Source organism: Campylobacter concisus, from assembly GCF_902460595.1.
Lineage (GTDB): Bacteria > Campylobacterota > Campylobacteria > Campylobacterales > Campylobacteraceae > Campylobacter_A > Campylobacter_A concisus_BL.
The window spans coordinates 192,539-202,343 of sequence record NZ_CABPVA010000002.1; the positions used below are offsets into that span (position 1 = coordinate 192,539).

Below are 9,805 nucleotides of genomic sequence, written 5' to 3' on the forward strand. Positions count from 1 at the left end.
GGGTAATGTATTAGTAAGATATAGTAAATTTGGACACATGCTTTGATATACAAAAACTTATAAAATATATCAAACAAATCGCTGGCGAGTAAAATTTTACTAATATGATTTGCCTAAACTTGCAAGGTAATATCACATCAACATTTGCTTTATCGCTTATTAATTTTAACTCTTTATGGTGGCTATTTAAAATGTAAATTTTAAATTGTAAATTTACAAAGCTAAATTTATTTTCTATTTTCGTCTAAGACTTTTTGCATGCTCTCTCTAGTCGCCTCTAGCCAGTTTTGTTTTGAGGTATCAACTAGATCAAGGCAAAAGAGCTTGATGTCAGCCTTTTTAAAGCTAAATTCTTTCACTTTCATCGCATCGCTTCCAACGATCACGATAGGCTGAACCTTTAAATTTAGCTTTTCAACTAGCAGCTTCGCACCACCTTTAAATGGTAGTAGCTCTTTGGTTTGAGACCTTGTGCCTTCTGGAAATATCGCTAAAACACGGCCATTTTCTACTCTGTCTTTTGCTTCGCTTAAAAGCTTTATTAGCGAGTGCTTATTTTCTCGCTCGACTGCTATCATCTTAGGAAGGCTCAAAATTTTACCGATGATCGGGATCTTACCTATCTGTGCCTTTGCGATCCAGCATATATTTTTAGGATGGATCTCTTCAAGTGCGATGATATCAAGCATGCTTTGGTGATTTATCAGCAAGATATTTGCTTCGTCGCTAAATTTACCGATCACTTCAAGCTTATATCCGCCAAAAAATCTCTGCGATCTGCCCCAAAATTTTCTTATGGCTCTATTTTTTGAGTTAAAGAGCCACATAAAAAGTACGACAATAACGACGCTTATCACAAATTCAATAGAAAAGAAAAAAGCTCTAATTTTTGACAAGGTCACCCTTTCTTACCCAGCCGATTTTGCCGTCGCTAAATAAAATTTTTGAGTAGTCATCTTTTGTGTCTAAAATTTCAACATTTTCATTTTTGCGAGATGTATAAAAAACGGTTGAATTTTTAGTTGGCAGGATAGTGACGCTAACATCAGGTTTTAGCACTGCTTTGCCAAAAGGATTGTAAGTGTAAATTCCAAGTGCGATAAAAACGGCCGCTACAAAGAAGTAGCTTAGTTTTCTACGCCAGATCGCTAGCAAGATAAAGATAGCAACCAAAGAGTAGATCGTGATATCTTTGTAGGTGCTAAATTCGCTTTGTTTTGGATTTAGACCGATTTGCGTGCTAACCTCGTCCTCTTCGACGCTCACAGGCAGTGAAAAGCTCTCAAATTTAGCTTTTTTTAGGTTGTAGTAGTTAAAGTCAAGCGTCTTTTTATTTGGCTTAAATACTGCAAAATAATATGCACTTTGCGAGTTAAAGTCGCCATTTATCGTATCTACGCCTTGCTTTAGGATCGTTTTATTTTCGATATTAAAGGCGCTTAGATCGACATTGTTGCCGTAAATTTCAACGACCATGATGTTGTTTATATCATCAAATTTAGTCGTTTTAAATTTCTTCACCTCAAGGTTATCAGCGACGATGTGGTTGTAGTTTTCGTCACTTCTAAGCTCTTTTAGCTTTGGTAAAAAGATATTTATATTTGAGCTTTGATAGTTCTCGCCATTTCTTTTTAGATCCAAGCTAACTCGTAAAGTCTTTGCGTCAATGCTCGTTGCTTCAAGGTAGAAAGTGCCGATGTATTTGTTTTCATCGCCTTTTACCCATTGAAAATTCTTCTTATTTAGCCATTTGATATTTGTCTCATCAAGCTGTGTCTCAAACTCAAACTCAAGGTCACTTTGCGTATCAGCCACGATCTCAACGCTAAAAATTTCTCCTACTACGACATTTTTAGGGATATTTGTCGCTTTTAAAAGGAGGTCTTTTATCTTGATCTTGTCATAGACTTGATTGTCTGGGACGCTGATGTCTGGTTCGTTTGTCGGGACGATATTTCGCATCTGCTCTGGAGTGATACGCTCTGGCTGTGGGGCGATAGAGCGAGGAGAGACGAGCTTTCTTGATATATCTTCTTCGCTTTGAGTCTTTGTTTGTGGCTTTGATGCTTGGCTATTTACAAATTTATCCTCTCTTGCCTCATCCATCATGTCAAAAACGCTGACTTCATCAGTGTTTGCGGCAAATAAATTTAGCGCGAGTAGGGCGATAAAAAGTGTTCGTTTTACCAAACTAGCCCTTTTAACATCTTCATGCCATCATCTGTGCCTAAAATTTTCTCACAAGCGCGCTCTGGGTGAGGCATAAGACCAAAGATCTTTTTGCTCTTATCGCAAATCCCAGCTATGCTATCAATTGAGCCATTTGGATTGATCTCATTGCCGTGGCTATCGCAGTATTTTAGCAGGACTTGCTCGTTGTCATATAGGCTTTTTAGCGTCTCTTCGTCGGTGTAATAGTTGCCCTCGCCGTGAGCGATAGGGATATTTACCACTTCGTTTTTGGCTAAATTTGCTAGGAATTTATTGTTATTTGAGATTACTTTTAGATGGTGATATTTTGAGACGAAATTTAAATTTTCATTTCTTCTCATCGCGCCTTTTAAAAGTCCAAGCTCAAGAAGCATCTGAAAGCCATTGCAAATTCCTAAAATGTAGCCGCCTTTTTTCGCATGCTCTTTTACAGCTTGCATCGCTGGGCTAAATTTAGCTATCGCAGCCGTTCTTAGGTAGTCGCCGTAGCTAAAACCACCAGGCAAAACGACTAGATCAGCATCGATCTTATCTTCTTTGTGCCAGATGATCTGCGTTTGGCAGCCAAGTAGCCCAAAGGCGTGAGCTGTGTCTTCTTCGCAGTTTGTGCCAGGAAAAAGTATGATCGCTACTTTCATAGCACGATCTCGTAGTCTTCGATGACGGTGTTTGCTAGAAGCTCTTCACACATCACTTTTAGCTGCTCTTTTGCTTTGTTTTTATCGCTTTCATCGATATCTAAAACGATTTGTTTGCCTATTCTGACATTTGACACGCCACTAAATCCAAGTGAATTTAGCGCATGCTCCACTGCCTTACCAGCAGGGTCAAGGACCCCGCTTCTTAATGCTATATTTACAACAGCTTTCATCTTTGTCCTTAAGAAAGAATTCTTCTTAAAACTTCTTCGTAAGCTACTTTTACGCTACCAAGGTCTTGTCTAAATCTATCTTTGTCAAGTTTTTCGTTTGTTGTCGCATCCCAAAATCTGCAGCTATCAGGGCTTATCTCGTCAGCTAAGATGATGTTGCCATCTTTGTCGATACCAAATTCGACTTTGAAATCAACTAGTTTTAAATTTCTCTCTGCAAAGAATTTAAATAATATAGAGTTGATCTCTCTTGCTGTGTGTCTTAGTGTTTGTAGATCTTTTTCGCTCTTTACTAGACCCATGATGATGCAGTGCTCGTCAGTCACCAAAGGATCGTGTAAATCGTCGTTTTTATAGTAGAACTCAACAAGTGTAAAAGGTAAAACCGTGCCTTCTTTTATGCCAAGTCTTTTGCTAAGTGAGCCAGTCGCGATATTTCTCACAACAACTTCAAGAGGTATGATCTCGCATTTTTTGACCACTTGCTCAGTGTCGCTTATTGTCTCAACAAGGTCAGTGACGATACCTTTGCTCTCTAGCAGTTTAAAAAGCTGAGTAGAGATTTTGTTATTTAGCGCGCCTTTGCCAGCTTCGTTGCCTCTTTTTTGAGCATCAAATGCTGTTAGATCGTCTTTAAATTCAGCCACAAGTAGATTTGGATCGTCTGTGGCGTACATTTTCTTGCCTTTTCCCTCGTAGATAAGCTCTCTTTTTTGCATGTTGTTCTCCTTTAGATTATTGTTGTTTTATCTTTAAAATTTTGATCGTATCAATCGCTGTTTTTAACTGAATATCCTCATCGACTTTTTTCTGTGTGATTATGTTTTTATCATCTTTTGCTTCAGTTTTATTGCCCTCACTTGTTGGATTTATCTTGTTTAGCTCGCTCTTTAGGTGTGCTTTTAGTTCGCTCTCTTTGATGCTAAATGCACTATCATCGCTTTGTGGCACTTTGCCAGGATGCACGACTACATCTGGTGTTACGCCAACAGCTTGGATAGTTCTGCCACTTGGCAAGTAGTATCTTGCGATGGTTAGCCTTAGCGCTTCTGTATCGTCTATTGGCAGGATCACCTGAACGCTACCTTTACCAAATGTATTTTCGCCGATTATCACCGCACGCTTATGATCTTGTAATGAACCGCTTACGATCTCGCTAGCGCTTGCACTTCCGCCATTTACAAGGACAACTAGTGGGAGTTTTGATAAGGTTTTGCTAGCGCTTGCTTTATACTCTACATTTTCAGATGCATCACGACCCTTTTGAGAGACGATGATGCCGTTATCTACGAAAAGATCCACTAGATCAACAGCTTGATTTAAAAGACCGCCAGGGTTGTTTCTAAGATCAAGTATGATGCCATTTGCTTTAGGATGCTCTTTGATCGCCTCTTTTACCTTTGTGACGACGTTTTTATCAAAATTTGTGACGCGTATATAAAGGATGTTTTCATTTTCTATCATCTTTGCATAGACAGACTCAACCTTTATAAGATCTCTTATGATCTTTACGTCAAATGGCTTTTGCTCGCCTTTTCTTAAGATCGTAATTGTTATCGGAGTTTTTGGCTTGCCGCGCATCTTATTTACAGCTTCATCTATCGTTGTGCCGATAGTTGAGTTGCCATCGATCCTTAAAATGATATCGCCTGCTTTTATGCCTGCTTTATCAGCTGGAGTGTCCTCAATAGGCGAGATAACGGTTAGTGCGCTATCTTTCATGCCAACTGTTATGCCAAGTCCGCCAAATTCTCCGCTTGTTTGCACCTGCATATCTTTATATGCTTTTTCATTTAAAAAGCTTGAGTGAGCATCTAAATTTTGCATCAAACCAGCGATGGCTTTGTCAATTATCTCTTTAAATTTAATGTCATCAACGTAGTATTTTTCAACAGTTGAGATGGTTTTTGTAAGTTTTGAAAGTGCTTCAAGTTTTGCACTCGCCTCATCTTCAGTTTTAGCAAAAAGTGCATTTACTGCTACGCTTGAGATGAACAGGGCGCCTGTTATTTTTAGCGCAAAAGATCTAGTAAATTTATTCAAAATATCTCCTATATTTTTTGGCTCAATTTTATTAACATTTGGCTAAAAAAAGCATAAATTTAACCTTATATTTTTAGCTTTTGTCTATTTTTAACACAAATTTATAACAGCAAATTTTAGCAATTATATAAAAAGAGTGACAAAGGCTATAAAAATACTTGACAATATAAGACTAAAGTTATATAATGCCGCCATTATAAAATAACTTAAGGAGCTTTAATGGCTGACATAACAGAAAATTTAACAGCGCAGATGCAAGAGACACTTGAAAAAGGCGTTAGCTTAGCGATCTTTTCTAAAAATCCACAAGTTGTGCCACTTCACGTCTTTTGGGCTTTGCTTGCTGATAGCAATTCTATTTTAAATCAAGTATTTAATAAGATGAACATAAGCAAAGACACAGTCGAGCTTGAGATAAAAAGCAAGATCTCGTCACTCCCAAGCAGCTCAAACGTCACAAAAGATAACGTTTCAGTTTCAAGAGAGCTTATAAATTCGCTTGAAAATGCAAAAGCTTTAATGGTAAGTATGGGCGATAGCTACATAGCTGTTGATACATGGATCATCTCGGCTCTTGAGCTTAGTGAGATCAAACAAATTTTGAGCAAATTTTGCGATATCTTAGAGATCAAAAAGAACCTTGAGAGCATAAGAGGTGGTAAAAAGATAGATAGCCAAACCGGCGATGATACCCTTGATAGTTTAGAGAAATTTGGTATCGATCTAACGCAAAAAGCGCTAAATAAAGAGCTTGATCCAGTCATCGGCCGTGATGAAGAGATCACTAGGATGATGCAAATTTTAATAAGAAAGAGCAAAAATAACCCTATCTTGCTTGGTGAGCCAGGTGTTGGTAAAACAGCCATCGTTGAGGGTCTAGCTCAAAAGATAGTGGCTCGCGATGTGCCAACAAGCCTTGCAAATAAGCGTGTCATCGCGCTTGATATGAGCGCAGTTGTAGCTGGCGCAAAGTATAGAGGCGAGTTTGAAGATAGGCTAAAAGCTGTCATTGACGAGGTCAAAAAAGCTGGCAACATCATACTTTTTATAGATGAAATTCACACCATAGTAGGAGCTGGTGCTAGCGAGGGCGGAATGGACGCAGCAAATATCCTAAAACCAGCTCTTGCGCGTGGCGAGCTTCACGCTGTTGGTGCGACAACATTAAAAGAGTATAGAAAATACTTTGAAAAAGACGCAGCACTTCAAAGACGTTTTCAACCAATAGACGTCAAAGAGCCGAGTGTAAATGAGGCACTTCAAATTTTACGCGGTATAAAAGAGCGTCTTGAAGTTCATCACGGCATCACGATAACTGATAGCGCGCTAGTTGCCGCAGCAAGGCTAAGCGACCGCTACATCGCAAACCGCTTCTTGCCAGATAAAGCAATAGATCTTATCGACGAGGCAGCAGCTGAGCTTAAGATGCAAATAGAGAGCGAACCATACGAGCTTTCAAAGATAAAACGTGAGATCGTAACGCTTCAAGTAGAAAAAGAAGCTCTAAAGATGGAGGATGCGGATAAAAACAAAGAAAGACTTGGCGAGATCGAAAAAGAGATAGCTGATCTAAATGAGAAAAAGCTAGCGCTTGATACTAAATTTGAAAACGAAAAGGCCGTTTTTGGCGGAATTTCAAAAGCAACAAAAGAGATCGATAGCTTAAAATCACAAGCTGAGATAGCAAAAAGAAATGGCGATCTTCAAAAGGCTGCTGAGATAGAATACGGCAAGATAGCAGACGCCAAAAAGCACAAACATGAGCTTGAAGAAAAATGGGAGCACATGAAAAAAGAGGGCGTGCTTCTTAAAAATCAAGTCGATGAGGAGCTTGTGGCTGAAATTTTGAGCAAATGGACTGGAATTTCAGTTAAAAAGATGCTAACAAGCGAAAAAGAAAAATATCTGCGCATCGAAGAGCATCTAAGAGAGAGCGTTGTCGGTCAAGATGACGCACTACACGCACTTGCACGTGCTGTTAAGAGAAACAAAGCAGGGCTAAATGAGGGTCAAAGGCCGATTGGTTCGTTTTTATTTCTTGGACCAACAGGCGTTGGCAAAACTCAGTCTGCTAAGGCTTTGGCTAAATTCTTATTTGACGATGAGAAGGCACTTATCCGCTTTGATATGAGCGAATATATGGAAAAACACAGCGTGAGCAGGCTTCTTGGTGCGCCTCCAGGATATGTAGGCTACGATGAGGGCGGTCAGCTAACAGAGGCAGTTCGCAGAAGACCATACTCAGTCATACTTTTTGACGAGGTTGAAAAGGCCCACAAGGACGTATTTAACATACTTTTGGGGATCTTAGATGATGGACGCGCGACTGATAATAAAGGTGTAACGGTTGATTTTAAAAACACGATTATCATTTTAACTTCAAACATCGCTTCAAATTTCATCATGGAGCTAAAGGGAGAAGATCGTGATGTAGCTGTTAAAAACGAGCTTAAAAACTACTTTAAACCTGAGTTTTTAAATAGGCTTGATGATACCATCATCTTTAATCCTCTAAACGAACAAGGCTTGATATCTATCGTTGAGATCATGTTTAAAGAGCTTGAAAAAACTCTTCACAACCGCGGTATCAAGGCGATTTTAAGCGAAGAGGCTAAGAAATTTATCGCAAAAGCTGGCTTTGACATAGTTTATGGCGCAAGACCTCTTAGAAGAGCGCTTTATGAGCTAGTTGAAGACAAGATCGCTGATATGATCTTAAAAGATGAGCTTGAAAGTGGCGATGAGATCACCATCGATAGCGATGGCGAGAAGATCATCATTAAGAAAAAATAACTTCAAATTTACTTGGCAGGTTGGATCAACTTGCCAAGCATAAATAAATTTAACTAATATCCTTATTTGATCTGTAATAAAATATAAAAAATAGCACGCAAAGCATCGCTATAAAGGCAAAGACTATCAACGTGCCATCTTTAAATGAGCTTAAAAACATGCCATTTGTATTCATGCCAAAAAAGCCAGTGATGAAATTTATTGGTAAAAATAGCGCCGAAAGCAGCGTCAAAAGGTAGATATTTTTGTTTATTTTGTCGTTTTTGTCACTTTGTATAAATGTATAGATATCTTCAACTCTATAGGCGTATTCGTTGGCTATGGTTTTAAATACGCTTGCTTCATGGATGCTGTTTTTAAGCTCTTTTTTAAGCCCTTGTTGCTCGCTTTGGCAGATCGCAAGGGCTTCGTAAAAGTGCGAAATGCTATTTTGAAATTTCCTTATCTCATACTTTAAAAAGTGGTGTCTTTTTATAAATTTCTCAAAATTTTTCTTGCTAGCATAAATTTTCTCATACTCATTTAGCTCGTCTTGATGCTCTAAAATTTTATTTGCATATTCGTTACAAATCCCCTTAATAGCTGCTTCAAACGTGCTTTTGTCGCATTCATGTTCAAGATCTTCTTTGTAAATTTTGCCATCTTTAAATAAAAATTTAAAAACTTGCTTTTGCGATGATGAGATGAGCATGATGTAGTCAAACCCTTCTCCATAAAAATATCCACAAAGTGCGCTTTTATAGTCCATCTGTGCTCCTTTTTGCGTAGAAATTTCGCTTAAATTTAGCAAATTCACCAGCCTCTATCGCCTCTCTCATCTCTTTCATTAAATTTAGATAGTAGTGCAGGTTGTGAAGGCTTGCTAGTCTAAAAAACGTGAGCTCTCTGGCCTTAAAAAGGTGGTTTAGATAGCCTCTGGAGTAGCGCTTGCAGGTGTAGCACTGGCAGGCTGGATCGATCGGTTCGTGGTCGTTTATAAATTTGGCTGATTTTATATTTATCTTGCCAAAGCTAGTAAAAAGCGTGCCGTTTCTTGCGTTTCTTGTTGGCATAACGCAGTCAAACATATCAACGCCTCGCTCCACGTTTTCGACCAAGTCTTCAGGCGTGCCAACGCCCATTAGATAGCGTGGTCTAAGCTCATCCATAAATGGCATAACCGCCTCAACCGTGTCATACATCGTCTCGTTGCTCTCACCGACACTAAGACCGCCGATCGCAAGGCCGTCAAATGGCATTTCATTTAGTGCCTGCGCGCAAAATTTACGTGCCTCGTAGTCGGTGCCGCCTTGAACGATACCAAAGATATTTTGCTGCAAGCCAACGCCCTTGCTCTGCATAAATTTATGATAGTCTATCGCCTCTTTTGCCCATTTTATCGTCCGTTTTATGCTTAGATCTATCCTTTTTGGCTCAGCAGGCAAGGCGACTAGGTCATCAAGTATCATCATGATGTCGCTGCCCAGGTCATACTGCGTGTCAAGGACGGATCTTGGCGTGAAGTAGTGCGTGCTGCCGTCTATGTGGCTTTTAAATTTTATCCCGCCATCGTCATTTTTGGTGTTTGACCTAAGCGAAAACGCCTGAAATCCGCCGCTATCAGTTAAAAACGAGCGATCAAATTTAGAAAAACCATGCAGTCCGCCAAACTCATGCACGACCTTGCTGCCAGGGCGCAGATACATATGATAGGTGTTTGCTAAGATTATCTTTGCGTCTAAAATTTCACTCATATCAAAGGCATCTAAGCTTTTAACTGCGCCAACCGTGCCAACAGGCATGAAAACTGGCGTTTGTATAACGCTGTGGGCTGTGGTGAGCACGCCGCGCCTTGCGTTGCCATCTTTTTTTATAACTTCAAATTTCATCTAAGTCCTTAAAATTTTT

At 39.4% G+C, this 9,805-nt stretch carries 9 protein-coding genes; 1 reads left to right on the plus strand and 8 read right to left on the minus strand.

Annotated elements, in window-relative coordinates; genetic code table 11:
- Positions 1-227 precede the first annotated feature (227 nt).
- The 6 genes from F3G86_RS05695 to F3G86_RS05720 are packed head-to-tail and all read right to left on the minus strand — an operon-like array spanning position 228 to position 5,125.
- The gene (locus F3G86_RS05695) at positions 228-896 is read right to left on the minus strand and encodes a lysophospholipid acyltransferase family protein (protein WP_103615146.1); all 669 of its coding nucleotides are present in this window, start codon (positions 894-896) and stop codon (positions 228-230) included.
- The gene (locus tag F3G86_RS05700; RefSeq protein WP_149723271.1) at positions 883-2,190 is read right to left on the minus strand and encodes an SH3 domain-containing protein; all 1,308 of its coding nucleotides are present in this window, start codon (positions 2,188-2,190) and stop codon (positions 883-885) included. Before F3G86_RS05700 ends, F3G86_RS05695 begins: the two co-directional genes overlap by 14 nt.
- Positions 2,184-2,849, minus strand: coding sequence for a phosphoribosylformylglycinamidine synthase I (gene purQ, locus F3G86_RS05705; RefSeq protein WP_149723272.1), 666 nt, complete (start codon positions 2,847-2,849; stop codon positions 2,184-2,186). Before purQ ends, F3G86_RS05700 begins: the two co-directional genes overlap by 7 nt.
- Positions 2,846-3,082: a phosphoribosylformylglycinamidine synthase subunit PurS gene (purS, locus tag F3G86_RS05710; RefSeq protein WP_009293857.1), complete on the minus strand. Its 237-nt coding sequence runs from the start codon at positions 3,080-3,082 to the stop codon at positions 2,846-2,848. The genes purQ and purS overlap by 4 nt, the downstream gene beginning before the upstream one ends.
- Before the next feature lie 8 nt (positions 3,083-3,090).
- The gene (gene purC, locus F3G86_RS05715; RefSeq protein ID WP_009293856.1) at positions 3,091-3,801 is read right to left on the minus strand and encodes a phosphoribosylaminoimidazolesuccinocarboxamide synthase; all 711 of its coding nucleotides are present in this window, start codon (positions 3,799-3,801) and stop codon (positions 3,091-3,093) included.
- Positions 3,802-3,817: 16 nt separating this feature from the next.
- Complete coding sequence (locus F3G86_RS05720) at positions 3,818-5,125, minus strand: S41 family peptidase (RefSeq protein WP_149723273.1); 1,308 nt, start codon at positions 5,123-5,125, stop codon at positions 3,818-3,820.
- Between the two features lie 219 nt (positions 5,126-5,344).
- On the opposite strand from F3G86_RS05720, the gene F3G86_RS05725 reads away from it, so the two are divergent.
- Positions 5,345-7,918, plus strand: a complete 2,574-nt coding sequence (locus F3G86_RS05725; RefSeq protein WP_149723274.1) for an ATP-dependent Clp protease ATP-binding subunit — start codon at positions 5,345-5,347, stop codon at positions 7,916-7,918.
- 49 nt (positions 7,919-7,967) lie between these two features.
- Here the strand turns inward: F3G86_RS05725 and F3G86_RS05730 are convergent, their stop codons facing one another.
- Both F3G86_RS05730 and tgt read right to left on the minus strand, forming a co-directional pair.
- Positions 7,968-8,666: a CorA family divalent cation transporter gene (locus F3G86_RS05730; RefSeq protein ID WP_148815347.1), complete on the minus strand. Its 699-nt coding sequence runs from the start codon at positions 8,664-8,666 to the stop codon at positions 7,968-7,970.
- Positions 8,656-9,786, minus strand: coding sequence for a tRNA guanosine(34) transglycosylase Tgt (gene tgt / locus F3G86_RS05735; protein ID WP_149723275.1), 1,131 nt, complete (start codon positions 9,784-9,786; stop codon positions 8,656-8,658). Before tgt ends, F3G86_RS05730 begins: the two co-directional genes overlap by 11 nt.
- Between the last annotated feature and the right edge of the window lie 19 nt (positions 9,787-9,805).